This is a genomic window from Microcella frigidaquae (assembly GCF_014200395.1).
Lineage (GTDB): Bacteria > Actinomycetota > Actinomycetes > Actinomycetales > Microbacteriaceae > Microcella > Microcella frigidaquae.
The window spans coordinates 115,691-141,663 of sequence record NZ_JACHBS010000001.1; the positions used below are offsets into that span (position 1 = coordinate 115,691).

Below are 25,973 nucleotides of genomic sequence, written 5' to 3' on the forward strand. Positions count from 1 at the left end.
CAGCACCGGCGGATCAGAAGCCGATGACGCTCCGGTAGAGCGGCAGCAGGCCCTCCCGCACACCCGTGACGCTGGGCTTGAGCTGGAACACCCCGGTGTTGTAGTTGCCCTCGATCACGGCCGCTCCCATGGGGGTGACGGCGAAGTCCCAGCCGACGTAGCGAATCTCGGGGACCTCGCGCGCGACCGCGTCGACGAGGGTCTCCAGCGCGTCCCAGTTCGGCACGCGGAAGCCGACGATCGGGGTTCCCGAGAGCGGGTGCGCCTCGAAAACGCGGTCGTCGCCGTCGATGGCCGGATGCTGCGCCACACCGTTCTCATCGAGCACGGTGTACATGCCGCCAGCTTTGAAGTTGTCGACGTCGCCGCCGTTGCCGATGCGCAACACGCGCACGAGCCGGTGAACGGTGCCGTCGTCGCCGAGGAAGGTGACGACGCGGAGGGTGTTGACGCTCGTGGGATTCAGAGCGGCCATCGCCGGATGCTGCGTGAGGAACTCCTCGAGGAGCACCTGGCGGCCGGCAAGCCGAGCGGCGCGGAAGGCCTCCGGGTCGCCGACCTCGGCGCTGGCGTAGACCTCGATGCCATCACCGCCGAGGCTGTCGGCGACCTTCGCCACGACCCGCGGATGCCGGGCGAGGAAGCCCGCCAGCTCGTCCGCACTGGCCGCGCGGAGGTCGATCACCTCGCGCCCGAGGTGCGCGGCGAACCGCGCGCAGAACTGCGCCTTGTCCGCGAACAGCTGCCGGTGGCTGGCGGCGTTCCAGCGCTGCGAGAGGTGGTTCGACTTCGCGCTCGTCATGTACGTCGCGCGCTCGCGGCGGCTGAGCGTGTGGAAGTCCCACTCGGCGTAGTCCTGGAAGTTCACCTCGTGCCGCACCGACGACCAGAGCATGTCGATGATGATGAGCGTGCGCGACCGGCCGCTGCGGTCGGCGACGCGGGTCGCTATGCGAGTGAGGTTGTCGGGGTTGAAGGCGCGGGCGCGGCCCGCGAGGTAGCGGAGCCGACGTCGTGCGGCGTCGAGTCGACCCATCGGGCCGGGGCGGCTAGGCCGACGCGGTGAGGCGCGCGGTCTCGTCGTGCCAGGTCAGCGCGGTGCCGGAGAGCTTCTCCTTGAAGCGTGCAGCGTGGTGCGCGCAGAACAGCAGCTCACCGGTGGCGAGCGTCGCGCGCACGTAGGCCTGGGCGCCGCAGCTGTCGCAGCGGTCGAGCGCGGTGAGAGGCGCCGTCGCGACCGTCGGGTCGTCGGTGGTGATCTGCGTCATGGGATGCCCCTCGCTCTCCGTTGGCGTCTCGGAACTGCTGATGGTTCATTGCACCACACCGATACGACGGTGACGTGTCAATCCGCCTCGATTTCGCTGAACGCGTAGGCACGCGCGGGGCGGAGTGGCGGCCGGGAGGCGGTCGGACGGGCCGCCTACGATGGCAGTCGTGTCCAGCTCCGACTACTCCGCACGCCACCTGTCCGTTCTCGAGGGCCTCGAGGCGGTGCGCAAGCGGCCGGGCATGTACATCGGTTCGACCGACTCGCGCGGACTCATGCACTGCCTCTGGGAAATTATCGACAATGCGGTCGATGAGGCGCTGGGCGGATTCGGCGAGCAGATCGACCTCGTGCTGCATCGGGACGGCAGCGTGGAGGTCCGCGACCGCGCGCGCGGCATCCCGGTCGATGTGGAACCGAAGACGGGCCTGACGGGCGTCGAGGTCGTCTTCACCAAGCTGCACGCCGGCGGCAAGTTCGGCGGCGGCTCCTACGCCGCCTCGGGGGGCCTGCACGGTGTCGGCGCGTCCGTGGTGAACGCCCTGAGCGAGCGGCTCGATGTCGAGGTGGATCGCGACGGCGCGACCTGGGCGATGTCGTTCCACCGCGGCGAGCCCGGCGTGTTCGACGACGGCCCCGAGGGCCCGCGCCCCGACAGCCCGTTCGCGCCGTTCATCTCGGGCAGCGAACTGCGGAAGGTCGCGAAGGTCGCGAAGGGCGTGACCGGCACCCGCGTGCGCTACTGGGCTGACCCGCAGATCTTCACGAAGGGGGCGAGCTTCCTCACTGACGAGCTCCTCGGCCGGCTGCGGCAGACCGCCTTCCTGGTTCCCGGCATCACGCTGTCGGTGCGCGATGAGCGCGGGGCGGAGCCGGTCGCAGAGGCGTTCCGGTTCGACGGCGGCATCAGCGAGTTCGCCGATTTCCTGGCGCCGGATGCTCCGCTCACGGACACCTGGCGCATCACCGGCACCGGCACCTTCACCGAGACGGTGCCCGTGCTGCAGGAGAACGGCCACATGGTGCCCACGGAGGTGGAGCGCGAGTGCGCTGTCGACCTCGCGTTGCGCTGGGGCACCGGCTACGACACCACCTTCCGCTCGTTCGTCAACATCATCGCGACGCCGAAGGGCGGCAGCCACCAGCTCGGGTTCGAGCAGGGGCTGCTGAAGTTCCTCCGCGCCGAGGTCGAGAAGAACGCTCGTCGGCTCAAGGCCGGCACGCACAAGCTCGAGAAGGACGACGTGCTCGCCGGCCTCACCGCCGTTCTGACGGTTCGCCTTCCCGAGCCGCAGTTCGAGGGTCAGACCAAGGAGGTGCTCGGCACGCCGGCGGTGCGGTCGATCGTGGCCGCGGTCGTCGCCAAGGGACTGGGCGAGCGGTTCGGCTCGAGCAAGCGCGATGACAAGGCGCAGACCGCGCTGCTGCTCGACAAGGTCGTCGCCGAGATGAAGAGCCGCATCTCGGCGCGCGCCCACAAGGAGACCCAGCGGCGGAAGAACGCGCTGGAGAGTTCCGCGCTTCCCGCGAAGCTCGTCGACTGCCGCTCGAACGACGTCGAGAGCAGCGAGCTGTTCATCGTCGAGGGCGACAGCGCGCTCGGCACCGCGAAGCTCGCGCGCGACAGCGAGTTCCAGGCGCTGCTGCCGATACGCGGCAAGATCCTCAATGTGCAGAAGGCCTCGGTGAGCGACATGCTCAGCAACGCCGAGTGCGCCTCGATCATCCAGGTCATCGGTGCGGGCTCCGGCCGAACCTTTGATCTTGAGCAGGCCCGCTACGGCAAGGTCATCATCATGAGCGACGCCGATGTCGACGGCGCGCACATCCGCACCCTCTTGCTGACCTTGTTCTTCCGCTACATGCGCCCGATGATCGACGCCGGCCGGGTGTTCGCCGCGGTTCCGCCGCTGCACCGCGTCGTCGTCATGAACCCCGGCTCCAAACCGAACGAGACGATCTACACCTACAGCGAGGCCGAGCTGCAGGCCGTGCTCGTCGCGCTGAAGAAGGCGGGCAAGCGCTACCAGGACCCGATCCAGCGCTACAAGGGCCTCGGCGAGATGGATGCCGACCAGCTCGCCGACACGACCATGAGCCGCGCCCACCGCACCCTCCGCCGGGTGCGGGTGACCGACGCCGAGGCCGCCTCGCGGGTGTTCGAGTTGCTCATGGGCAACGACGTTGCGCCGCGCAAGGATTTCATCGTCGCCGGCCAGGGCCTCGACCGAGACCGCATCGACGTCTGAGTCCGCCTGATCGGGAGATCCTCCCGGCCCGGCCTCAGGCGATCGGCGTTCCGACCGAGCCGAGCGGGGAATCGAGGAGGGTGCCGGAGGCGTCGCGCCGGGCGCCGCCCTCGGGCAGCGTGCGGCTCGAGCCATCAGCACCGACCGCGAGGGGGTTCGCGCCGGCCCAGGCGAGCTGGAGCACGTCCTCGCCCTTGAGGAAGGCGTGGCAGCGAACGCCGCCGGTCGCCCGCCCCTTGCCGGGGAACTGCTCGAAGTCGGAGACTTTGGCTCGCCCCGGGTCCGCACCGGCGATGGTCTGCGTGGAGCCGGACACCGTGACGACGGCGACGCCCTCGCCACGGACGACCCCGAAGTGCAGCACGGATGCGCCCGCGCCGAGCTTGATGCCGGCCATGCCTCCGGCCCCGAGACCCTGGGGGCGAACCTGGTCGCCCGCGAAGTGCAAGAGCTGGGCATCCGTGGTGATGAACACCAATTCGTCGTCATCGGCCGCCGGGGCCGCACCGACGACCTCGTCGCCGGGCTTGAGGGCGATCACCTCGCCGTCGGGGCGCGACGGCCAGGCATCGGTCGCGACGCGCTTGACGACGCCCTGCCGGGTCCCGAGAGCGAGCGGGGCCATGCCGGTGGGGTCGAGGATCGTGATCACGCGCTCCTTGACATTGGTGAGCCCCAGGTAGTCGCGCAGGCGGGCGCCCGCCGCGAGCTGCACCGAGGTCGCGGGAACGCTCGGCAGGTCGACCGGGCTGAACCGCACGAAGCGCCCCTTCGAGGTCACGGCGAGGAGGTCGCCGCGGGTCGTCGAGTCGACCGCCGCGAGGATCGCGTCGTGCTTGCTGCGGCGGCTCGGTGCCGCGATCGTCGCCCCGTCGGCGAGTTCGACGCGCACGGCGCGTCCGGTGGTCGAGACGAGCACGCGGCACGGCGCATCGGCGATCTCGAGCGAGACGGGCGCCGACGCGCGGCCCCTTGCGGGTGCCGCGGCGCCGCTGGCCTCGGTGAGGAGGGTGCGGCGCGGGGTGCCGAAGCGCTCGGCCGTGGCGTCGAGCTCGGCACCGACGGCGGCGCGGACGCGCGCCGGGTCCGCCAGGAGCGCCTCGAGCTCGGCGATCTCCGCCCGCAGCTGGTCGCGCTCGGTCTCGAGCTCGATGCGGCTGAACTTGGTGAGCCGGCGCAGGCGCAGCTCGAGGATGTACTCGGCCTGCAGGTGGCTGAGGTCGAAGACGTCGATGAGTCGCGTGCGGGCTGCCTCGGCGTCGTCGGAGGTGCGGATGACCTGGATGACCTCGTCGATGTCGAGGATCGCGATGAGCAGACCCTCCACGAGGTGCAGACGCTCCTGACGCCGTGCGAGCCGGTAGGCGCTGCGGCGCGTGACCACTGCGATGCGGTGGTCGAGGTAGACGCGGATCAGGTCGACGAGCCCGAGCGTCTGCGGCCGTCCCTCGACGAGTGCGACGGCGTTGATCGAGAAGCCGTCCTCGAGCGGCGTGAACCGGTAGAGCTGCTCGAGCACTGCCTCCGGGCTGAACCCGGTCTTGATCCCGATGACCAGGCGCAGGCCGTTGCGGCGGTCGGTGAGGTCGGTCACATCGCTGATGCCGGCGAGCTTCTTCGACTGCACGCCGTCCTTGATCTTCTCGATCACCTTCTCGGGGCCGACCAGGTAGGGCAGCTCGGTGACGACGATGCCGGTCTTGCGCGCCGTGATGGGCTCGATCGAGACCTTCGCCCGCGTGCGGAACGAGCCGCGCCCGGTCGCGTAGGCCTCGCGCACGCCGTCGAGGCCGACGATGGTGCCGCCGGTCGGGAGGTCGGGCCCCGGCACGAACGCCATCAGCTCTTCGAGCGTGGCCTCGGGGTTCTCGAGCAGGTGCCGCGCCGCCGTCGCCATCTCGATCAGGTTGTGCGGCGCCATGTTCGTGGCCATGCCGACGGCGATGCCGCTCGCCCCGTTGACGAGCAGGTTGGGGAAGGCCGCGGGCAGCACCGAAGGCTGCGTCAACTGGTTGTCGTAGTTCGGCACGAAGTCGACGACGTCCTCGTCGAGGTTGTCGACCATCGCCATCGCCTCGGGCCGGAGCCGGGCCTCGGTGTAGCGGGAGGCGGCCGGGCCGTCGTCGAGCGAGCCGAAGTTGCCGTGGCCGTCGACGAGGGGCACGCGCAGCGTGAAGTCCTGCGCCAGCCGCACGAGCGCGTCGTAGATCGCGCCGTCGCCGTGCGGATGCAGCTTGCCCATGACCTCGCCGACGACGCGCGCCGACTTCACGTGGCCGCGGTCGGGCCGCAGGCCCATCTCGCTCATCATGTAGAGGATGCGGCGCTGGACGGGCTTCAGGCCGTCGCGGGCATCCGGGAGCGCGCGCGAGTAGATGACCGAGTACGCGTACTCCAGGAAGGAGCCCTGCATCTCATCGGCGAGATCGACGTCGTCGATACGCTCGGTGATCGGCGCGGCGGAGGGCTCGGAGCCCCGGGAGCGGGAGGCAGGAGGGGGAGTCATAGGATGGCCCCCATGCTACCGGCGGCACGCGGCCAGACCCCGTCACTCGCCGACGTGTTGACCGGCGCGCTCTCCGCGATCGAGGGCTCGGCGAGCGCCCTCTCCCTCCCTCCGGTGCGCAGCGCTGCCGTCGTTCTCGTCGACGGTCTCGGGATGTCCGCTCTGCGCCCGCGCGCGGGTCACGCCCGTCGGCTCGTCGCTGCGGCCCCGCGGCGCGGGGGGTCGATCGATGCGGGCTTCCCGACCACGACGGCGGCCGCTCTCGCCACCCTCACCACCGGGCTGGCGGCGGGCGAGCACGGCCTCACCAGCTACAGCGCCCTCGATCGCGAGAACGACCGGGTCGTCAACCTGCTCCGCGGCTGGGACGATCGGGCGCGCCCCGAGCAATGGCAGCCGCATCCGACCGTCTTCGAGCGTGCCGCCGCTCGCGGCATCGAGCCAGTCGTGGTGGGTGCCGAGCGCTACCGCGACACCGGTTTCACGACCGCCGTGCTGCGCGGAGCTCGCTTCGAGGCGCATCGTTCGATCGCCGACCGCGTCGCCGCGGCCGTCGAGCTGCTGCGCGGCCCCGAGAACCGACTGGTCTACGTCTATGTGCCCGAGCTCGATCAGGCGGGGCACGCGGAGGGCGTTGGCTCGGGAACCTGGACGCGACGGCTGGAGGATCTGGATGCGGCTCTCGCGCCGCTCGAGCGCGGGCTGCCGACCGATGCCGGGGTGCTGCTCACCGCCGATCACGGCATGCTCGACGTCCCGCCCGAGCGCCGGCTGGTGATCGAGGGCGGCAGCGCGCTGTGGCAGGGCATCCGGCACGTGGCGGGCGAGCCGCGGTGCCTGCACCTGCAGGTCGATGAGCCGGAGCGCCTGCCCGAGGTCGTCGAGCGCTGGCGCACGGCCGAGGCGGGCCGGGCTTGGGTGGTCACGCGCGCGGAGGCCATCGAGGCCGGGTGGTTCGGCCGGGTGACGCCGGAGGCGGCGGAGCGCATCGGCGACGTCATCGTGGCCGCGCGCTCGGAGGTCGCCTACTACGACGAGCGGACGGCGGAGCGGTCGGCCCTGGCGATGGTCGGCCAGCACGGATCGTTCAGCGACGACGAGCGCCGCGTGCCGCTCGCGCGCTGGGGGGCCTTCGCCCCGTGACGACGGCCGCTGACCGCCGTTGCTGACCGCTGCTGCTGACGGCTGCGTCGGCTAGGCCGGGTCGTCGTCGGGACGAGCGCCGAACACGATCTCGTCCCAGCTCGGCATCGCCGCACGGCCGCGCCGCGCGCTGCTCTTGCTAGCCGGGGGCGTCGATGCCTCCGCGCCGCCGTCGTGCACGGCATCGGTGCCGTCAGTCGCGGTCGGCACCTCGATCGTGTCGCCGAGCTGCGGGTCGTCGGCGGGGGAGGGACCGGCGCCGGGTGCATCGCCGGTAGGCAGGTCGGCAGCGGGCACCTCGGCCGTCGGCGGGTCGAGAGGCACCTCGACGATGCGGATCGAGCCGGTCGACGGGTGCGCCGCCCGCGATGTCTCCCACTCGTCGGTCGCCGCAGACTCCCGCTCGCCGCGGCGGCGCCGGAGGGCCTCGAGCAGGTCGGCGGTGTTGCCACCGTCGCGGGCATCCGGTCGGTCCTGCTCACCCGGGGCGTCCTCGCTGGGAACGGGGGTGAATGCGCCGCTGTCGAAGCGTGCTCCGGCCTCCGAGGGCACTGCGCGCAGGCGCGGGAGGACCGGTGCAGTGCTCTCGCCCTGCTGCGAGAGCGATTGCGCCTCGTGGTTGATGGGGGCGAGCACCGAGCGCTTGGGGTCGAAGCTCCACGTCGCGGTGCGCGCGGTCTCGCCGTCGAGGAACGCCACCGAGACCTGCCAGTGCGCATCGGTCTTGCGGCTCTCCCAGCGGATGTCCCGCGCGCCGAGGGCGCTCAGCCGGCGGTCGATGACCGAGCCGAAGGTGCCGGTCGTCCCGGGCTCGACATCGGCGGCGACGGCGACCGGGGTCGATCGGGCCGCCGTCACGACGTACTCGCGCTCGGCCAGCACCGGGCCCTCGAAGCGCTGGATGTACTCCAGCAGCTCGCCGGTCTGCGCGGCCACCTCGGTGGCGGTGAGGCCCTGGCGGATCATCGCCTGGATCTCGCGCGGCGCGACGCGGTGCGGCGCGGGCGACGGGGGCCGGTTCTGCCGCAGGGCGGTGTGCAGCGCCTCGGTGATCGGAACGCGGAAGCGCGCGCCGTCGGCCGACACCACGATGAGCGCACCGTTCTCCGCGCCGATGACGGTCAACTCATCCACGGTCCGGGCTCCCTCCCCATCGGGTTCGTGGGGGACAGCATCCCATGCCGCGGAGGGCGACGCCGGGAATACGGTGGGCGCGCCGGAAGTTGCACCGACTCGCCCACCCTGCGGGCCGCGGAGCGCGTGTTTGCGTTTCCCCGGGGCTTCCTGCAAACTATGGCCGCCGAACGCGGCCCCCGAGCGCTGATGAGAAGTGGACTGGCATGGCAACGGACTACGACGCCCCCCGCAAGACCGACGAGGACACCGACTCGATCCAGGCCCTGCAGGAGCGCGTTCCCGACAAGCTCTCGGGCGTCGTCGACGTCGATGACGCCGACAACCCCGGTTTCGAGCTCGCTGGCCAGGATCTCGCCGACATCGACCTCGACGTCGTCGTGCTGCCGCCGCAGGCCGATGAGTTCACGTGCATCAGCTGCTTCCTCGTGAAGCACCGCTCGCAGCTCGACCACGAGGAGAAGCTCGGGTCGGTCTGCCGGGAGTGCGCCGCCTAGGCCCGGTGCCTCAGCTCGTGCGGCCAGCCTCGATCGCGGCGGCGAGCTCCTCCGGACGCCGCGTCGACACGACCCAGTAGGGCGTCGGGTCGTCCGGGTCGGCCAGGTCGATTCGGAGCACCGGGTCGATGTCGGGCCGCAGCACCAGGTGCGCGCGGGCGTCGAGCTGCGGGCCGCGCGCCGCACGCGCCTCCTCGCGCCGGGCGACGCTCGTGCCCGCGATGACGGCGAGGGGGATGCGGGCCGTGCCCGCGCGGAGCATCCCTTCGCCCACCACGATCAGCGGAGCACTGACCACCGCGGCCGCGATGACGCCGCCCGCCAGGATCACCCCCACCACGGCCCCGGCGAGGATGCTCACCGGGGCGAACGTAAGCAGGCTCGCCGGGATGGCGAGGGCGGCGACGAGGGCGATCCAGGGTGCGGGCCACAGGCGCTCGCGGTACGACTCCATGCCCCCATTCGACCATGCATTAGCCTCGACCCGTGCTGCGAACGATCGAGGTGCTGCTGTCGGGCGGGCCGACGCCCGAGTACGCGCGTCCGGGTGACGCGGGGGCAGACCTGCGCGCTGCGGAGGCGGTTTCGCTCGCACCCGGCGAGCGGGCGACGGTCGGTACCGGCATCGCTCTCGCGCTGCCCGACGGCTACGCGGCGTTCGTGATGCCGCGCAGCGGTCTCGCCGCCCGCAACGGCATCACGCTCGTCAACGGTCCGGGCACCGTCGATGCCGGCTATCGCGGCGAGATCCGCGTGACGCTGCTCAACACCGACGCGCGTGAGACGTTCGAGATCCGACCCGGCGACCGCATCGCGCAGCTCGTGATCCAGCCCATCGTGCGCGCCCGCTTCGTTCCGGTCGAGGCGCTGCCCGGCTCGCACCGCGGCGAGCAGGGATTCGGCTCGACCGGCTACCGTGGGGAGCCCACCGAAGGAGGAACCCCGTGACCGACGAAGCGTTCATCGTGGAGGATGGCGACTCCGCCGATGCGAAGTCGGCGCCGGCCGATCGCGCCGAGAACGGCCCGCTCGACGAGAGCGAGGCCAACGCGGTGCGGCCCTACGTCGACCTCGGCGGGGTGAAGCTCGTGCCCCGTGAGGGCCTGCAGCTGCGCCTCGAGATCGAGGAGGGCAGCAAGCGCGTTGTCGCGGTGAGCCTCGACATCGCCGGCTCGACCCTGCAGGTGCAGCCCTTCGCCGCGCCGCGCTCGAGCGGGCTCTGGCACGAGATCCGCGCGCAGATCGTCGAGCAGATCCGCAGCCAGGGCGGTGAGACGCAGGAGCGCGAGGGGGCGTTCGGGCCGGAGCTCCTGGCCCGCATCCCCGTCACCGGCGGCGCGCCGGGCGCCACGCGCGTGGCCCGCTTCATCGGCGTCGACGGCCCGCGCTGGTTCCTCCGCGGGGTTGTGGCGGGCGAGGGCGCCGTTGGCGGTGCCGCGGCGGCGGCCATCGACGACGTCTTCCGCAGCATCGTCGTCGTGCGCGGCTCGACCCCGATGCCGCCGCGCGACCTGATCCCGCTCCAGGTGCCCGCAGGGGCCCAGATCGCGACGGGCACCGCGTGACCCGGTCCGAGGAGGAGCTCCCGGCGCAGCAGGGGCACGAAGCGGACGGGCAGCGGGAGCCCGACGCCGCGGCCGAGCTGCGCCAGGCGCTCGCCCATGCCGCGCAGCGCTCGGGCTTCGGGCGCGTCGCGCCGGGGGAGCGCCCCACGGCGCAGGCGCTCTGGGCCGCGGTCGGGGGAGTGCGGGGACTCGTCGAGTCGCTGCTGCCCGGCTTCCTGTTCCTCGTCGTGTACACGATCACGGCTGACGTCACGCCCTCGGTGCTGATCCCGGTCGCGGTCGCGGTCGTCTTCGTCCTGGTCCGTGCCGTCACCCGCTCGCCGATCATGCCCGCGGTGGTCGGTCTCGTCGGCATCGCGCTGTCGGCCGGCCTCGCGCTGTGGTCGGGCCGCGCCGAGGAGAACTTCCTGCTCGGTTTCGTGATCAACGCCGTGTGGCTCGTCGCCCTGCTGGTGAGCCTGGCCGTCCGGCGTCCGTTGATCGGTGTCATCACCGCGCTGCTCACCGGCGATCACGCGTGGCGGAGCGACCCGGCGAAGCGCACCGTGCTGACCGTGACGACGTGGCTGTGGGTGGGTCTGTTCTCTCTGCGCCTCGGCGTGCAGGTTCCGCTGTACCTCGCCGAGCAGGCCGCCGCGCTCGCGGCGACCAAGCTGCTCATGGGCCTGCCGCTCTACGCGGCGGTGCTCTGGGTCACCTGGCTCATGGTGCGTGCTGTCTATGCACGGCGCGCCGACTGAGTGATAGCATCCATTTATCTCGATATCAAGATAGTTTCGGCCCCGCGTCCTAAGGAGTCACCGTGTCCGCCGTCAACAGCTTCCAGTCGATCGACACCCTCTCGGTGGCCGGCACCGACTACCAGGTGTTCCGCGTCGACCGCGTTCCCGGGTACGAGACGCTGCCCTTCAGCCTGAAGGTGCTGCTCGAGAACCTGCTCCGCACCGAGGACGGCGCGAATGTGACCGAGGCGCAGATCCGCGCGCTCGGCTCGTGGGACCCGTCGGCCGAGCCCGACACCGAGATCCAGTTCACGCCCGCCCGCGTCGTCATGCAGGACTTCACCGGTGTTCCCTGCATCGTCGACCTCGCGACCATGCGCGAGGCCGTCGCCGAGCTCGGCGGCGACCCCAACAAGGTGAACCCGCTGGCGCCGGCCGAGCTCGTCATCGACCACTCGGTCATCGCCGACCTCTTCGGCACCGCCGATGCCCTCGAGCGCAACGTCGAGATCGAGTACGAGCGCAACGGCGAGCGCTACCAGTTCCTGCGCTGGGGCCAGACGGCGTTCGACGACTTCAAGGTGGTGCCCCCGGGCACCGGCATCGTGCACCAGGTCAACATCGAGCACCTCGCGAAGGTCACCTACACCCGCGAGGTCGGCGGCGTGCTGCGCGCCTACCCCGACACCTGCGTGGGCACCGACTCGCACACCACCATGGTCAACGGCCTCGGGGTGCTGGGCTGGGGCGTCGGCGGCATCGAGGCCGAGGCCGCGATGCTCGGCCAGCCCGTGTCGATGCTCATCCCCAAGGTCGTGGGCTTCAAGCTCACCGGCTCGATCCCGACCGGCGTCACCGCGACCGACGTGGTGCTGACGATCACCGACATGCTCCGCAAGCACGGCGTGGTGGGCAAGTTCGTCGAGTTCTACGGTGCGGGCGTCTCGGCGGTGCCGCTCGCCAACCGCGCGACCATCGGCAACATGAGCCCCGAGTTCGGCTCGACCGCCGCGATGTTCCCCATCGACGACGTCACGCTCGACTACCTGCGCCTGACCGGTCGCAGCGAGGAGCAGGTCGCGCTCGTCGAGGCCTACAGCAAGCTGCAGTCGCTGTGGCACGACCCGAGCGTCGTGCCCCGCTTCAGCGAGTATCTCGAGCTCGACCTCTCGACCGTCGTGCCCTCGATCGCCGGTCCGAAGCGTCCGCAGGACCGCATCGAGCTCTCTGCGGCCAAGAAAGCGTTCGAGGAGGTTCTGCCCTCCTACGCTCCCGAGGCCTCGACGCCCATCGACGTCACGGTCGGCGGCGAGAGCTTCACGCTCGACAACGGCCACGTGACGATCGCGGCGATCACGTCGTGCACCAACACGTCCAACCCCTCGGTCATGCTCGCCGCGGGCCTGCTCGCCCGCAACGCCGCGCAGAAGGGCCTGAAGGCGAAGCCGTGGGTGAAGACCACCCTCGCGCCCGGCTCGAAGGTCGTCACCGACTACTACGAGAAGGCGGGCCTGACCGACGACCTCGAGGCCCTGGGCTTCTACACCGTCGGCTACGGCTGCACGACCTGCATCGGCAACTCCGGACCCCTCGCCGAGGAGATCTCGTCGGCCATCGCCGAGAAAGACCTCGCCGTCACCGCAGTGCTCTCGGGCAACCGCAACTTCGAGGGCCGCATCAACCCCGATGTGAAGATGAACTACCTGGCCAGCCCGCCGCTCGTCATCGCGTACGCGCTCGCCGGCACCATGGACTTCGACTTCGAGAGCGAGCCGCTGGGCACGGGCTCGGACGGCGCGCCGGTGTACCTGCGCGACATCTGGCCCGACGCCGCCGAGGTGCAGGCCACGATCGACTCCTCGATCGACACGGCGATGTTCGACCACCAGTACTCCTCGGTCTTCGAGGGCGACGAGCGCTGGCGCTCGCTGCCGACGCCCGATGGCGCGACCTTCGACTGGGATGCCGAGTCGACCTACGTGCGCAAGCCCCCGTACTTCGAGGGCATGACGCTCGAGACCTCGCCGGTCTCCGACATCCACGGCGCTCGCGTGCTCGCGAAGCTCGGCGACTCGGTCACGACCGACCACATCAGCCCCGCGGGGTCGATCAAGGCCGACTCGCCGGCCGGCCAGTACCTCATGGCGCACGGCGTCGACCGCAAGGACTTCAACTCCTACGGCTCGCGCCGCGGCAACCATGAGGTCATGATCCGTGGAACCTTCGCGAACATCCGCCTCAAGAACCAGCTGCTCGACGGCGTCGAGGGCGGCTTCACGCGCGACTTCACGCAGGCGGATGCTCCCCAGTCGTTCATCTACGACGCGAGCGTCAACTACCAGGCGGCCGGGGTTCCCCTCGTCATCCTCGCCGGCAAGGAGTACGGTTCGGGCTCGAGCCGCGACTGGGCCGCGAAGGGCACGAGCCTGCTCGGCGTGAAGGCGGTCATCGCCGAGAGCTTCGAGCGCATCCACCGCTCGAACCTCATCGGCATGGGGGTCATCCCGCTGCAGTTCCCGGCGGGGGAGTCGGCCGACTCGCTCGGGCTCGATGGCACCGAGTCGATCGCGATCAGCGGCATCGAGCAGCTCAACGAGGGCGTCACGCCCAAGACCGTGCGCGTCGTCGCCACCCCGAGCGCGCACTCCGCGCCCGGGCGCGCGCCGATCGAGTTCGACGCCGTGGTGCGCATCGACACGCCCGGTGAGGCCGACTACTACCGCAACGGCGGCATCCTGCAGTACGTGCTCCGCAGCCTCGTCTGATTGTTCAGCGAACCGTCGGCGAACGCCCAGCAACAGGCGTTCGTCGGCGGGTCCTGGGCGATGACCCCTCCCGTAGAGTGGGGGAATGGCTCTTCTCGACACGATCCGGAACCCGCGCGATCTCGACCGCCTCAGTGAGGCCGAGCTCGAGCAGCTCGCGGAGGAGATCCGTCGCTTCCTCGTCGCCGAGGTCTCGAAGACGGGCGGCCACCTGGGCCCGAACCTCGGGGTGGTCGAGCTCACGATCGGCATCCACCGCGTCTTCGATTCGCCCCGGGACGCGATCGTCTGGGATACCGGCCACCAGTCGTACGTGCACAAGCTGCTGACCGGTCGGCAGGACTTCTCCCGACTTCGTCAGAAGGACGGCCTCGCCGGGTACCCCCAGCGATCGGAGAGCGAGCACGACATCGTCGAGAGCTCGCACGCGTCGAGCTCGCTGAGCTGGGCCGACGGAATCTCCCGCGCCTTCGAGATGACGGGGCAGGACGACCGGCACGTGGTCGCCGTCGTCGGCGACGGCGCCCTCACCGGCGGCATGACGTGGGAGGCGCTGAACAACATCAGCGACGACAACAGCCGCAACCTCGTCATCGTCGTCAACGACAACGGCCGCTCCTACGCGCCGACGATCGGCGGCATGGCCCGCTTCCTCTCGACCGTGCGCACCCGCCGCTCCTACTACCGCTTCCGCCGCGGCACCGAGCGCGCGTTCGGGTTCCTGGGCGCTCCTGGTCGCGCCATGTACCGAGGGATGCGGGGCGGCCTGCACGGCTTCCTCTCGCGCTTCACGAACAACGAGGCGCTGTACTCGAACCTCGACATCAAGTACATCGGCCCGGTCGACGGCCATGATCTGAAAGACGTCGAGCGCGCCCTCCGGCAGGCGAAGGAGTTCAGCGCTCCGGTGATCGTGCACGCGATCACGCAGAAGGGCCGCGGCTACGAGCCCGCCCTCGCCGATGTCGCCGACCAGTTCCACGCGGTCGGGCAGATCGATCCCGAGACGGGGGAGTCGGTCGAGCAGTCGAGCCGACCGTCCTGGACCTCGGTGTTTTCGGACGAGATCGTGCGCCTCGCCGACGCGAACCCGCGCATCGTCGGCATCACGGCCGCCATGCTCCGGCCCACGGGGCTTCACAAGCTCGCGGAGAAGCACCCCGACCGCATCATCGACGTCGGCATCGCCGAGCAGCACGCTGTCGCGTCGGCAGCGGGTCTGGCCTATGGCGGCATGCACCCGGTCGTCGCGGTGTATGCGACCTTCATCAACCGCGCGTTCGACCAGGTGCTGATGGACGTCGCGCTGCACAAGGCGGGGGTGACCTTCGTGCTCGACCGCGCGGGCGTCACCGGCCCCGACGGCGCCAGCCACCACGGCATGTGGGACCTCTCGATCCTGCAGGTGGTGCCGAACATCCGACTGGCCGCCCCGCGCGACGCGACGCGCCTGCGCGAGGAGCTCGCGGAGGCTGTGGCGGTGGACGATGCGCCAACGGTCGTGCGCTTCTCGAAGGGCTCCGTCGGTACGGAGTTCGACGCGGTGCGCCGCACCGCCGACGGCGTCGACGTGCTGCGCGAGGCGCCGCACAAGGATGTCCTCATCGTGACCGTCGGACCGATGGCGAAGATCGGTCTAGAGGTCGCTGAGCGGCTCGCCGATCAGGGCATCGGGGCGACCGTCGTCGACCCGCGCTGGGTCGTTCCCGTGCCGGGCAGCGTGATCGACCTCGCACGCGATCACCGCATCCTCGTGTCAATCGAGGACGGTGTGCGCGTGGGCGGCATCGGCACCCGGATCCGCCAGGACCTGCGGGCAGCGGGTGTCGACACCGCCGTGGACGAGCTGGGCCTCCCCGACGAGTTCCTCGAGCACGCATCCCGGGAGGAGATCCTCGAGCGGGTGGGGCTCACCTCGCAGGCGATCGCGCGCGACCTCGTGGCGCAGGTGCTCGGCACCAAGGTGCCCGTCGCGCGGCCCCTGCCCGACGAGCACGCCGCGGTCGATCAGGACGAGCGCACTCGGTAGCGACAGCGCGAGAGCCCCGACCATCCGCCGATGATCGGGGCTCTCGCGCTGACGCGCAGACCGCCTACCGGATGCCGCGGATCCGCGGGTCGTGGAAGGTCGCTCCGAAGACGCGCTCCGAGGCGCCGACACGGTCGAGGAAAGGAGTGACCCCTCCCATCTGGAACGGCCAGCCGGCTCCGAGGATCATGCAGAGGTCGATGTCCTCGGGAGCGGCGACGACACCGTCGGCGAGCATCCGATGGATCTCATCGGCCAGGCCGTCCTCGAGGCGCTGCGTGAGCTCCTCGACCGAGTAGGGCTGCGCCCCCTCGGGGCGGTGCTTCGCGACGATCGCGACCGCCTTCTTGTCGATGCCCTTGGCGTTGCCCTTGCCGTCCTTCTCGAGCAGCACCCCGGCCTCGGCCAGTTCGTGCAGGGCCTTCGACTCGAAGAAGCGGTCGGGGAACGCCGTGTGGTGCGTGTCGAGCACGTGGGCGCCGACCTTCAGACCCACGAGGTCGAGCAGCACGAACGGATCCATGGGGAGTCCGAAGTGGCGCTGCGCCTCGACGACCGTCTCGAAGGGAGTGCCGATCTCGACCGCGTGCATGGCCTCGCCGAGCACCTTCGCCAGGATGCGGTTGACGACGAACCCGGGGGTGTCGGCCGTGATCACCGCGTTCTTCTTGAGCGCCGCGGCGGTCGCCATCGCGGTCGCGAGGGTGGCGTCATCCGTCTTCGGGGCCTTCACGACCTCGATGAGCGGCATGACCGCGACCGGGTTGAAGAAGTGGAAGCCGACGACGCGCTCGGGGTGCTCCAGCGTCGCGCCGATCTGCTCGACCGAGAGCGACGAGGTGTTCGTCGCGAGCACGGCCTCGGGGGAGACATGCTTCTCGATCTCGGCGAAGACCTGCTGCTTGATCGACAACTCCTCGAACACGGCCTCGATGACCCAGTCGCAGTCGGCGAAGTCGGCCTTGTCGGTCGTGCCGGTGAGGAGGGCGTCCAGGCGGTTCCGCTCGTCGGCGTCGATGCGGCCCTTCTGCAGCAGGGTGTCGAGCTCGCCGCGAATGTATGCGAGGCCCTTGTCGACGCGCGCCTGGTCGAGGTCGGTGATGATCACCGGCACCTGCAGGCGGCGCAGGAAGAGCAGCGCGAACTGGCTGGCCATGAGGCCCGCCCCGAGCACGCCCACCTTGGTGACCTTCTTCGCGAGCTCCTTCTCGGGCGCGCCCGCCGGCTTCTTGGCCCGCTTCTGCACCAGATTGAAGGCGTAGATGGATGCCCGGAACTGGTCGCCCGCGACGAGGTCGGCGAGAGCCTTGTCCTCGGCGGCGAAACCCTCGGCCTTCGTCGAGTTCTTGGCGGCGGCCAGGAGGTCCAGGGCCGCGTACGGCGACGCGGCGACCTTCCCGAGACGCTTCTCGAGCATCTTCCGGGCGATGCCGATCGCAGCGTCCCACTTCACGGCGCGCTCGAGCTTGCCGGGCTCGTTCGGGCGCTTGACCTTCACCGCGCCCGAGAGCACGCCGTCGGCCCAGCGGATCGACTCCTCGAGGAAGTTCGCCGGGGCGAGCAGCACGTCGGCCATGCCCAGCTCGTAGGCCTCGGCGGGCTTGAGCATCCGGTTGTTCTTCAGCGGGTTCTCGACGACGACCTTGAGGGCGTTCTCGATGCCGATGAGGTTCGGCAGCAGCCACGCGCCTCCCCAGCCGGGGATGATGCCGAGGAACACCTCGGGCAGTGCGAGGGCCGCGGCGCTCGAGTCGAGCGTGCGGTAGTCGCAGTTCAGCGCCACCTCGACGCCGCCGCCGAGGGCGAGGCCGTTGATGAAGCAGAACGACGGCACGCCCAGCTCGCCGAGCTTGCCGAGCGCGTAGTGGCCGAGCTGCGCCATCTGCAGGCCCGCCTCGTACCTCGGGATATCGCCGACCTTCGACAGGTCGGCCCCGGCAGCGAGGATGAACGGCTTGCCAGTGATCGCGAGCGCCCGGATCTCGCCCGCCGCCGCCCGGGCCTTCTGGGCGTCGAGCACCTCGGCGAGCTCGGTGAGACCCGCGGGGCCGAGGGTGCTCGGCCGGGTGTGGTCGCGGCCGTTGTCGAGGGTGACGAGAGCGAGCATCCCGCCGCTCGGGAGCGGTACGTCGCGGACGTAGGAGTGCGTGATCACCTCGTCGCCGCTGATGGCACGCAGCTCGTCGAACTGCTCGGGGGAGTACTGCGCGGTCGCGCTGGGGGTCGCCACGATCAGGCCTTCTTTCCGGTGTAGTGCGGGTTCTCCCAGATGACGCTGCCGCCCTGGCCGAGGCCCACGCACATGGCGGTGAGGCCGTAGCGGACGTCGGGGCGCTCCTCGAACTGGCGGGCCAGCTGGATCATGAGGCGCACGCCCGAGCTCGCGAGCGGGTGGCCGAGCGCGATCGCGCCGCCCCACGGGTTCACCCGCGGGTCGTCATCGTCGATGCCGAAGTGGTCGAGCAGGCTCAGCACCTGCACGGCGAAGGCCTCGTTGAGCTCGAACAGGCCGATGTCATCGATCGTGAGACCGGCCTTCTTCAGCGCCTTCTCGGTCGACGGGATCGGACCGATGCCCATCACCTCGGGGGCGACGCCCGCGTAGGCGAAGCTGACCAGGCGCATCTTGGAGGTCAGACCGAGCTCCTTCGCGGTGTCGGCGCTCGCGAGCAGGCTCACGGTCGCGCCGTCGGTGAGGGGGGATGCGTTGCCGGCGGTCACCCGGCCGTGCGGGCGGAACGGGGTCTTGAGGCCGGCAAGCCCCTCCATCGTGGTCTCCGGACGCAGGCCCTCGTCGGAGGTTGCGAGCCCCCAGCCCTGCTCGCTGCGGATCGACACCGGCACGAGGTCGGGCTGGATCTTGCCAGCGGCATAAGCGGCGGCCACCTTCTGCTGGCTGCGCATTCCGAAGCGGTCGGCGCGCTCCTTGGTGAGCTGCGGGAAGCGGTCGTGCAGGCGCTCGGCGGTGAGGCCCATGTTGAGGGCATCGACGCTGACGAGCTTCTCGGCGAGGAAGCGCGGGTTGGGGTCGGCGCCGAAGCCCATCGGGTGGCGGCCCATGTGCTCGACGCCGCCGGCGATGGCGACGTCGTAGGCGCCGAACGCGATCGCGCCCGCGGTGGTCGTCACCGAGGTCATGGCTCCGGCGCACATGCGGTCGATGGCGTAGCCGGGAACGCTCAGCGGCAGCCCGGCGAGGATCGCCGCGGTTCGGCCGAGGGTGAGGCCCTGGTCGCCCTGCTGCGTGGTCGCGGCGATGGCCACGTCATCCACGCGGTCCTTCGGGAGCGAGGGGTTGCGCTCGAGCAACCCGATCATCGCCTTGACGATCAGGTCGTCGGCTCGGGTGTTCCAGTACATGCCCTTCTCGCCGGCCCGTCCGAACGGGGTGCGGACTCCGTCCACGAATACGACGTCGGCTCGTTCAGCCACGATGCTGCCTCCCAGGGGGTCGATGGTCAGCCCTCAGCCTAGGGAGAGGCGCGCGAGCGCGGGGGGAGGCCTGCGCCTTCCTACGAACCGGCCTCGCCGGCCTCTGCGGGCTCTTGGAGTGCCTCGACAAAGGCGGCCGCGATCGTCTGTGCGGTTGCGTCAATCTGCCACGGCCGGGCACCGAGCTCCCGCAGTGCCGCGGCGATGCCGTCGACCCCGCGATCGACCGGCGGACGCCAGGCGAGGCGACGGGCGTGCTCCGGCGTCAGCAGGTTCTCGACCGGGAGATCCAGCGACTCGGCGATCTCCTGCAGGCGAGGGCGCATGGCCCTGTAGCGTCGGTCGGCCTCCGGGTCGCGATCGGCCCATGATCGCGGCGGCGGGATGCTCTCCTCTCCGCTGCGGATCGATGGCAGGTCGTCGGTGCTCATGCCGGTCTCGATGGCACCCCACCAGCGGTCGATCTGCGAGCGACTCGCCCTCCCGGTGAACGCCTTGAGCGCGGCGAGGTCGCGCTTGGCGGTGAGCGGTGCGCGGGCCGCGGCCACGATGGACGCGTCGGGCAGCAGGCGTCCGGGTGCCGTGTCGACTTCCTGGGCGTAGGCGTCGCGGGCACGCCACAGCTCGCGCGCCACGGCGAGGGACCGCTGACCGCGCAGGGACGAGATGCCCGTGAGCCGTCGCCAAGGCTCGGCGCGCACGGGCGTCGACGGCTTGGCCAGCACGGCCGCGAACTCCTCGTGGGCGAGAGAGAGCTTGCCAGCGGCGTCGAGCCGTTCGGCGATGTGATCGCGCACGTCGAGCAGCAGCTCCACATCGAGCGCGGCGTAGGTGAGCCACGCGTCGGGCAGGGGGCGGGTCGACCAGTCGGCCGCGGAGTGCTCCTTCGCGAGGTGCAGGCCGAGGGTCTCCTCGACGACCGCGCCGAGCCCGACACGCGGCATGCCCGCAAGGCGGGCGCCGAGCTCGGTGTCGAACAGCGTCGTGGGTTCGAGTGCCAGCTCGCGGAGGCAGGGGAGGTCCTGGCTGGCGGCGTGCAGCACCCACTCGGCATCACCGATCGCTGCCTGCAGCGGAGCGAAGTCGTCGATCGCGATCGGGTCGACGAGGAAGGTTCCGGCACCACGGCGGAACACCTGGATGAGGTAGGCGCGCTGCGAGTACCGGAAGCCGCTCGCGCGCTCGGCATCCACCGCAACCGGCCCCGTGGCGGCCGCGAGGGCCGATACCGCGGCCGCGAAGTCGTCGGGGCTGTCGATCACGCGGGGCACCTCGGCGAGGCGGGCGGGCGGGAGCGTTGACGCTGCGGATTCCCTGGGGGCGGTCGGTCCGGCCGTGACCGCGGGAATGGCGGCGCGCTCCGTGGTCATAGCCCGCGCGAGCTCGGGCGGGATGGCGAAGGGGTCGGTGATCGGCGGACGGTCAGCCACGCGACCCCCGTCGCGGCGGCAGCACCGCCACGCCATCCGCTGCCGGCGGGTACCCGGCGACCATGCACAGCAGCTCGGCCCAGCCCTCGACGTGGGAGGAGAGGTCGAGCTCGAGCGGCGTCCACGACGCGCGCAGCTCGATCTGCGCCCCGCTGCCCTGGCCGGCGAGCTCGCCGTAACCGGTCGAGAGCACCTTGGTCGCCGTGCCGCTCGCAGCGGTGTACTGCGCGCCGCGGGTGGCGAGGGCGTCGACCAACCATGACCAGGCGACATCGGTCACGAAGGGATCGAGCCCGATCTCGGTCTCGAGGGGAGCCTGCGCGTAGCAGATCACCCGCACCGGGCCACCCCAGCCGTCGGGGGAGTCGGGGTCGTAGAGGATCACGAGCCGGCCGGTGCCCAAGTCGGAGTCGTCGGCGTGGCGCGCCGGGTTGACGTCGGCGGCGAGAGCGTGCGCGAACGGCGCAAGGCCCGTCGGAGCGGGGATCGTCGAGACCTCCAGCTCATCGCGCAGCCGAGCGCGCTCGACCGAGGCGACGACACGCGCGAAGACGGCCTGCGGTGTCGACCCGTCGGGGCTAGCGGAAGGCACGTGTGCAGACTAGGCGCAGTTGCTAGTCTCCGGGCGTGAGACTCGCCGCGCCGCTCCCGCCCCTGCACCCGGAGCGTTCGTGAGGGCCGGCGCACGGCTCGCCGCGCGTGTCGCCGTCGCCGCGGTCGCCGCGGGGCTGATCGGTGCCGCAGCGGGAGCCCTGCTGGCGGTCCGGGTCGCGCGCGACGTCGTCACTCCGCCGCGGCGCCGCGCCTACGACATCCCCATTCTCGCCGTCGATCGCGCCGCCGGCACGGTGCTGCTCGGGCGCACCCCCGACACCGAGGTCGCGGGCCGCTACAGCCTGCGCTTCGACGACGATCGCGGCCACGCGCGAGTCGGCGACGTCATCGCCCTCGAGGAGGCCACGGTGCTGCGCCGCCTGGAGGGGGTGCAGCGGGGCGACCTCGAGCGGGCATCCGTCGGCCGGTGGAGCGCGTGGTGGTACCAGACGCCCGCCGATCTCGGGCTGCCCTACACCGAGGTCGGAGTCGAGACCCCGGTCGGGGTCGCGCCCGCCTGGCTCGTCGAGCCTGTCAACACGGGTACCGCATCGCCCTGGCTGATCGCCGTGCACGGGCGGGGGGTGACGCGCGCCGAGCCGCTCCGCGCCATCCCGGTGTTCCGTGCGGCCGGGTACCGCTGCCTGCTCGTCAGCTACCGCAACGACGGGGAGGCCCCGGCGAGCGCCGACGGCCGCTACGCCCTCGGCGGCGAGGAGTGGCGCGATGTCGAGGCGGCCATCGTGCTCGCGATCGAGCGGGGTGCGCGCCGCATCGTCCTGATGGGCTGGTCGATGGGCGGCGCGACTGTGCTGCAGTGCCTGCTGAGCTCCTCGCTCGCGCACCGCATCGACGGCGTCGTCCTCGAGTCTCCGGTCGTCGACTGGGTCACGGTGCTGCGCTTCCAGGCGTCCGAGTTCGGCCTGCCGCCGGCGGTGCGGGATGCCGCGCTCGCCCTGCTCGGATCCCCCCGCGGCTCGTCCCTCATCGGGCTGGAGTCGCCCATCGACTTCGCCCGGCTCGACGTGGTCGCTCGTTCCGCGGAGCTCCCGGTGCCCATCCTCGTGCTGCACAGCGATGACGACGGCTTCGTCCCCAGCGACGGAAGCGTCGCCCTCGCCGCCGCGCGGCCGGACGCCGTGCGGCTCGAGCGCTTCACCCGGGCCCGGCACACCAAGCTTTGGAACTACGACGCCGAGCGGTGGGAGCGCGCGATCCGCACCTGGCTCGACGAGCGCGGGCTGACCGGCGGGTCGGTCAGTGCGTCGACCACCGGCCGTACAGCGCGCCCGCGTCGTCGGCCAGCAGCTGGCGGAGCCGCAGCCGGCTGAGCGGCTGATCTCCCAGCCCGTCGAGGTCTCCGCCCAGCAGCGGCAGCTCCGCCCCGCCGAGCAGCGGCATGAGCGTCAGGCAGACCTCGTCGACGAGCTCCGCCCGCAGCAGGGCGCCCGCCACCCGGGGACCGCCTTCGGCGGCGATCCGGCGCAGCCCGCGGTCGCGCAGCACGTCGATCACCGCCGCGAGCGGCAGTCGACCCGTGTCGTCGGGCGTCAGCACGATGGCCTCGGCCTCGGGGCGCTCGTCCGCGAGGCGCCGCGCGCCCGCCGCCGTGGTCGCGACGAGCAGCGAGGGAGCCCCGGGACGGGACGGCGCGGTGCGCGGGGCACCGAGGTGCCCGCTGGCCGAGAGCACGACGAGCGGTCGGGCGCGGGGGACGAGGCCGGGCTCGCGCCGCAGGCTCTCCGCCCCCACCAGCACCGCGTCGGCCAGTTCGCGCACCACGCCGAGCACCGTGCGGTCGACGCGCGAGGTGAGCGACTCCGAGGTGCCGTCGCCGCCGGCAGCGCGGCCGTCGAGGGTCGCGACGAGCGTGAGCCGCAGCCACGCGGGGTCGTTGAGCCGGTAGCTGTCGAGCAGAGCGGAGCGGGCATCCGGATCGGTCAGGGTGATCGTCGGCCCGGCCGGCAGCACGCGATGCAGGCGCGGGGTCTCGGTTCCGGATGCCGCGTGCATGCGCTCAGGCTAGTCAGGCGGCACCCAGGAGCGCCGGTAGAATCGAGGCGTGGATTCCACGATGACGGTCGGCCGTCTGATCGACCGCCAGACGGGCATGACCGCTGCCGAGCTCGTCGGCCACCTGATGCCCCCGCCCCAGTTCGCGACCGCGAGTCTCGAGAACTACGTTCCCGACCCCCGGTTCCCCTCGCAGGCCGAGGCTGTCGAGGCGATGCGGACGTTCTCGAGCGAGACCATCGCGGCACCGCGCGGCCTGTTCTCGCGCAAGCCGGCCCCGGCGGTCGCGAAGCCCGGTGTCTACCTGGATGGCGGCTTCGGCGTCGGCAAGACGCACCTGCTCGCCGCGCTGTGGCACCGCACGCGCGGCCGCAAGTACTTCGGCACTTTCATCGAGTACACGGCGATCGTCGGGGCGCTCGGCTACCGCGAGGCCGTCGCTCACTTCCGCGGGGCATCGCTGATCGCGATCGACGAGTTCGAGCTCGACGACCCGGGCGACACGATGGTGATGTCGCGGCTGCTCGGCGAGCTCGTCGCGAGCGGCTCGCGCATCGCGGCGACCTCGAACACGCCGCCGCACGCGCTGGGCGAGGGCCGTTTCGCCGCCCAGGACTTCCTCCGCGAGATCCACGCGCTCGCCGACCGCTTCACCACCGTCCGGATCGACGGCGAGGACTACCGCAAGCGCGACATCGAGGGGCACGCCGTCGCGCTCGACGAGGCCGCGTTCGCCGCGCGCATCGCGGCGGAGTCGGCGCAGGCGCCGGCGGGCGTGACGGTCGACGTCTTCGACGACGTGCTGCGGCACCTCGCGACCGTGCACCCGAGCCGCTACGTCGGGCTCATCGCGGGTCTGGAGGCGGTGGGCCTGCGCGATGTGCGCGTGCTGAGCAACCAGACCGACGCGCTGCGGTTGGTCGCCCTCGTCGATCGGCTGTACGACGCCCAGGTGCGGATCCATGCGACGGGCATCCCGCTCGACCAGATCTTCCCCGACGAGATGCTGGCGGGCGGCTACCGCAAGAAGTACTTACGGGCCGTCTCGCGGATGATCGCCCTCACCACCTCGTAGACTGGGGGTGGAGCGCCGGGAAGCCTGGTCGGCCTCCTCGGCGCACCGGCCTCGGGGAGTAGCACCGTACCGTGACCCCGAAAGGCCTCCGATGGCGTCTCAGCCTGCTGTCTCCGCCCCGTTGACCGAGCCCGCGCGCCGCTACCGCGAGTCGCTCTGGATCGAGCGCATCCTTCGCCGCGAGACCGTCGGGGGCTTCCTGCTGCTGGCCGCCACCGTGCTGGCGCTCATCGCCGCGAACACGGGGCTGGCGGAGAGCTACGTCGGACTGCGTTCGACGTATCTCGAGATCTCCTTCGGCGCCTTCTCCTGGGAGATCTCGGTCGGCAAGTTCGCGGCCGACGCGCTGCTCGCCATCTTCTTCTTCCTGGCCGGGCTCGAGCTCAAGCGCGAGTTCGTGGCGGGGGAGCTGCGCGACCCGCGCAAGGCCCTCGTGCCGGTGGTCGCGGCCGTCGGGGGCGTGGTCGTCCCCGCGATCATCTTCCTGGCGATCGTCCGGGCGGAGGGCCCGGAGGTGGTCCGCGGCTGGGCGATCCCGGTCGCGACCGACATCGCCTTCGCGCTCGCGGTGCTCGCCGTGGTCGGCACGGCACTGCCGATCGCCCTGCGCACCTTCCTGCTGACCCTCGCGGTGGTGGACGACCTCATCGCGATCACGATCATCGCGTTCTTCTACACGACCGACCTCCAGCCGGTCTTCCTGCTCGCCTCGCTGATCGGCGTCGCGGTCTACGGGCTGATCGTGCAGCGGTTCCAGGACTTCTTCCGCGAGCGCGAGACGGCAGCGTGGTTCGTGCTGCTGCCGCTGGGCGTCCTGGTCTGGTTCTTCATGTTCGAGTCGGGGGTGCACGCCACGGTCGCCGGCGTGCTGCTGGCGTTCACGGTGCCGGTGCGCGCGCGGGGCGGCGACGCCGACGGGCTCGGCGAGCGGATGGGCCTGGCCGAGATCTTCGAGCACCGCTACCGTCCGCTCAGCGCGGGCATCGCCGTTCCGGTCTTCGCGTTCTTCTCGGCCGGTGTCGCGGTCGGCGGCTGGGACGGACTGGTCGAGGCCGTCACGAGCCCGCTCGCGCTCGGCATCATCGTCGGGCTCGTGGTCGGAAAAACGGTGGGCATCACGGTGGCCACCTGGCTCGTCACGCGCATCCCGGGCGTCTCGCTGCCGCGGGGGGTGGCGTGGATCGACCTCGTGGGGCTCGCGCTGCTCGCGGGCATGGGCTTCACCGTCTCCCTCCTGATCAACGAGCTGAGCTTCGGGCAGGGCACGCCCCTCGACGATGTGGGCAAGGTGGGCATTCTGCTCGGGTCGCTCATCGCAGCCCTGCTTGCGGTCGCCCTGCTCGGCGGCCGCAACCGCCACTACCGGCGCCGCGTCGCCGAGGACGCGGTCGACGCGGACGGCGACGGCATCCCCGACATCTACGACGAGGACCGAGCGAATGCTTAAGGCCCTGGGGGCTGTCCGAAACACGATGTTTACGCGAGGGCTCCGCGCGTAACGCGAGCGAAATACGGCAACCCCTCCGCCGAAACCTCCCGACCCAACACT

General features: G+C 71.3%; 21 protein-coding genes. 11 read left to right on the forward strand and 10 right to left on the reverse strand.

Going from position 1 to position 25,973, the window contains the following annotated elements; translation table 11 throughout:
- Positions 1-13: 13 nt before the first annotated feature.
- Both BJ959_RS00565 and BJ959_RS00570 read right to left on the reverse strand, forming a co-directional pair.
- Positions 14-1,036 (reverse strand): sugar-transfer associated ATP-grasp domain-containing protein, encoded by a 1,023-nt coding sequence (locus tag BJ959_RS00565; protein ID WP_153981200.1) that lies wholly within the window; start codon positions 1,034-1,036, stop codon positions 14-16.
- Positions 1,037-1,049: 13 nt separating this feature from the next.
- Entirely contained in the window at positions 1,050-1,268 is a 219-nt protein-coding gene (locus tag BJ959_RS00570; RefSeq protein ID WP_153981199.1) for a DUF7455 domain-containing protein, read from the reverse strand.
- Between the two features lie 169 nt (positions 1,269-1,437).
- Between BJ959_RS00570 and BJ959_RS00575 the strand changes: the two genes are divergently transcribed.
- Positions 1,438-3,519, forward strand: coding sequence for a toprim domain-containing protein (locus tag BJ959_RS00575; protein ID WP_153981198.1), 2,082 nt, complete (start codon positions 1,438-1,440; stop codon positions 3,517-3,519).
- A 34-nt stretch (positions 3,520-3,553) separates the two neighbouring features.
- Here the strand turns inward: BJ959_RS00575 and BJ959_RS00580 are convergent, their stop codons facing one another.
- Positions 3,554-6,025 (reverse strand): DNA gyrase/topoisomerase IV subunit A, encoded by a 2,472-nt coding sequence (locus tag BJ959_RS00580; protein ID WP_183321812.1) that lies wholly within the window; start codon positions 6,023-6,025, stop codon positions 3,554-3,556.
- A 12-nt stretch (positions 6,026-6,037) separates the two neighbouring features.
- On the opposite strand from BJ959_RS00580, the gene BJ959_RS00585 reads away from it, so the two are divergent.
- Positions 6,038-7,168, forward strand: a complete 1,131-nt coding sequence (locus BJ959_RS00585; RefSeq protein ID WP_243738786.1) for an alkaline phosphatase family protein — start codon at positions 6,038-6,040, stop codon at positions 7,166-7,168.
- Positions 7,169-7,219: 51 nt separating this feature from the next.
- Here BJ959_RS00585 and sepH read toward each other — a convergent pair whose 3' ends face one another.
- Positions 7,220-8,302 (reverse strand): septation protein SepH, encoded by a 1,083-nt coding sequence (gene sepH, locus BJ959_RS00590; RefSeq protein ID WP_165878971.1) that lies wholly within the window; start codon positions 8,300-8,302, stop codon positions 7,220-7,222.
- Between the two features lie 206 nt (positions 8,303-8,508).
- On the opposite strand from sepH, the gene BJ959_RS00595 reads away from it, so the two are divergent.
- Complete coding sequence (locus BJ959_RS00595) at positions 8,509-8,799, forward strand: DUF4193 domain-containing protein (protein WP_047564621.1); 291 nt, start codon at positions 8,509-8,511, stop codon at positions 8,797-8,799.
- A 10-nt stretch (positions 8,800-8,809) separates the two neighbouring features.
- On the opposite strand, the gene BJ959_RS00600 is transcribed toward BJ959_RS00595, so the two are convergent.
- On the reverse strand, positions 8,810-9,253 hold the full coding sequence (locus BJ959_RS00600) for a DUF3093 domain-containing protein (protein ID WP_153981194.1): 444 nt from the start codon (positions 9,251-9,253) through the stop codon (positions 8,810-8,812).
- A gap of 32 nt (positions 9,254-9,285) precedes the next feature.
- On the opposite strand from BJ959_RS00600, the gene dut reads away from it, so the two are divergent.
- The 5 genes from dut (at position 9,286) to dxs (ending at position 15,880) form a co-directional block, all read left to right on the forward strand.
- Positions 9,286-9,747, forward strand: a complete 462-nt coding sequence (gene dut / locus BJ959_RS00605; RefSeq protein WP_153981193.1) for a dUTP diphosphatase — start codon at positions 9,286-9,288, stop codon at positions 9,745-9,747.
- Positions 9,744-10,364, forward strand: coding sequence for a DUF3710 domain-containing protein (locus BJ959_RS00610; protein ID WP_341799850.1), 621 nt, complete (start codon positions 9,744-9,746; stop codon positions 10,362-10,364). Before dut ends, BJ959_RS00610 begins: the two co-directional genes overlap by 4 nt.
- A complete protein-coding gene (locus tag BJ959_RS00615; RefSeq protein WP_153981192.1) occupies positions 10,361-11,104 on the forward strand; it encodes a DUF3159 domain-containing protein in 744 nt (247 codons plus the stop codon). Before BJ959_RS00610 ends, BJ959_RS00615 begins: the two co-directional genes overlap by 4 nt.
- Before the next feature lie 62 nt (positions 11,105-11,166).
- Entirely contained in the window at positions 11,167-13,851 is a 2,685-nt protein-coding gene (acnA, locus tag BJ959_RS00620) for an aconitate hydratase AcnA (RefSeq protein ID WP_153981191.1), read from the forward strand.
- A gap of 85 nt (positions 13,852-13,936) precedes the next feature.
- Complete coding sequence (gene dxs, locus BJ959_RS00625) at positions 13,937-15,880, forward strand: 1-deoxy-D-xylulose-5-phosphate synthase (RefSeq protein WP_153981190.1); 1,944 nt, start codon at positions 13,937-13,939, stop codon at positions 15,878-15,880.
- Positions 15,881-15,944: 64 nt separating this feature from the next.
- On the opposite strand, the gene BJ959_RS00630 is transcribed toward dxs, so the two are convergent.
- The 4 genes from BJ959_RS00630 to BJ959_RS00645 form a co-directional block, all read right to left on the reverse strand.
- On the reverse strand, positions 15,945-18,110 hold the full coding sequence (locus BJ959_RS00630) for a 3-hydroxyacyl-CoA dehydrogenase NAD-binding domain-containing protein (RefSeq protein WP_341799848.1): 2,166 nt from the start codon (positions 18,108-18,110) through the stop codon (positions 15,945-15,947).
- 2 nt (positions 18,111-18,112) lie between these two features.
- Positions 18,113-19,312, reverse strand: a complete 1,200-nt coding sequence (locus BJ959_RS00635; RefSeq protein ID WP_153981189.1) for an acetyl-CoA C-acyltransferase — start codon at positions 19,310-19,312, stop codon at positions 18,113-18,115.
- An 80-nt stretch (positions 19,313-19,392) separates the two neighbouring features.
- On the reverse strand, positions 19,393-20,742 hold the full coding sequence (locus tag BJ959_RS00640; RefSeq protein WP_341799847.1) for an HRDC domain-containing protein: 1,350 nt from the start codon (positions 20,740-20,742) through the stop codon (positions 19,393-19,395).
- Positions 20,735-21,334, reverse strand: a complete 600-nt coding sequence (locus BJ959_RS00645) for a DUF3000 family protein (protein ID WP_153981188.1) — start codon at positions 21,332-21,334, stop codon at positions 20,735-20,737. Before BJ959_RS00645 ends, BJ959_RS00640 begins: the two co-directional genes overlap by 8 nt.
- A 79-nt stretch (positions 21,335-21,413) precedes the next feature.
- Here BJ959_RS00645 and BJ959_RS00650 point away from each other — a divergent pair, with 79 nt between their 5' ends.
- The gene (locus BJ959_RS00650) at positions 21,414-22,667 is read left to right on the forward strand and encodes an alpha/beta fold hydrolase (protein WP_153981187.1); all 1,254 of its coding nucleotides are present in this window, start codon (positions 21,414-21,416) and stop codon (positions 22,665-22,667) included.
- On the opposite strand, the gene BJ959_RS00655 is transcribed toward BJ959_RS00650, so the two are convergent.
- Positions 22,594-23,349, reverse strand: a complete 756-nt coding sequence (locus BJ959_RS00655; protein WP_153981186.1) for a dihydrofolate reductase family protein — start codon at positions 23,347-23,349, stop codon at positions 22,594-22,596. The two genes, BJ959_RS00650 and BJ959_RS00655, sit on opposite strands and share 74 nt — an antisense overlap.
- Positions 23,350-23,410: 61 nt before the next feature.
- Here BJ959_RS00655 and zapE point away from each other — a divergent pair, with 61 nt between their 5' ends.
- Together zapE and nhaA are read left to right on the forward strand one after the other, a co-directional pair.
- Positions 23,411-24,424, forward strand: coding sequence for a cell division protein ZapE (gene zapE / locus BJ959_RS00660; protein ID WP_153981252.1), 1,014 nt, complete (start codon positions 23,411-23,413; stop codon positions 24,422-24,424).
- A 91-nt stretch (positions 24,425-24,515) separates the two neighbouring features.
- Positions 24,516-25,871, forward strand: coding sequence for a Na+/H+ antiporter NhaA (nhaA, locus tag BJ959_RS00665; protein ID WP_153981185.1), 1,356 nt, complete (start codon positions 24,516-24,518; stop codon positions 25,869-25,871).
- Positions 25,872-25,973 lie beyond the last annotated feature (102 nt).

What these genes read in the sequence shown, in the direction of transcription:
- BJ959_RS00585 (WP_243738786.1), top strand. Translation starts at nt 6,038, where the DNA reads ATGCTACCGGCGGCACGCGGCCAGACCCCGTCACTCGCCGACGTGTTG.
- zapE (WP_153981252.1), top strand. Translation starts at nt 23,411, where the DNA reads ATGACGGTCGGCCGTCTGATCGACCGCCAGACGGGCATGACCGCTGCC.
- nhaA (WP_153981185.1), top strand. Translation starts at nt 24,516, where the DNA reads ATGGCGTCTCAGCCTGCTGTCTCCGCCCCGTTGACCGAGCCCGCGCGC.
- BJ959_RS00570 (WP_153981199.1), bottom strand. Translation starts at nt 1,268, where the DNA reads ATGACGCAGATCACCACCGACGACCCGACGGTCGCGACGGCGCCTCTC.
- BJ959_RS00600 (WP_153981194.1), bottom strand. Translation starts at nt 9,253, where the DNA reads ATGGAGTCGTACCGCGAGCGCCTGTGGCCCGCACCCTGGATCGCCCTC.
- BJ959_RS00595 (WP_047564621.1), top strand. Translation starts at nt 8,509, where the DNA reads ATGGCAACGGACTACGACGCCCCCCGCAAGACCGACGAGGACACCGAC.
- BJ959_RS00580 (WP_183321812.1), bottom strand. Translation starts at nt 6,025, where the DNA reads ATGACTCCCCCTCCTGCCTCCCGCTCCCGGGGCTCCGAGCCCTCCGCC.
- dxs (WP_153981190.1), top strand. Translation starts at nt 13,937, where the DNA reads ATGGCTCTTCTCGACACGATCCGGAACCCGCGCGATCTCGACCGCCTC.
- BJ959_RS00655 (WP_153981186.1), bottom strand. Translation starts at nt 23,349, where the DNA reads ATGCACGCGGCATCCGGAACCGAGACCCCGCGCCTGCATCGCGTGCTG.
- BJ959_RS00565 (WP_153981200.1), bottom strand. Translation starts at nt 1,036, where the DNA reads ATGGGTCGACTCGACGCCGCACGACGTCGGCTCCGCTACCTCGCGGGC.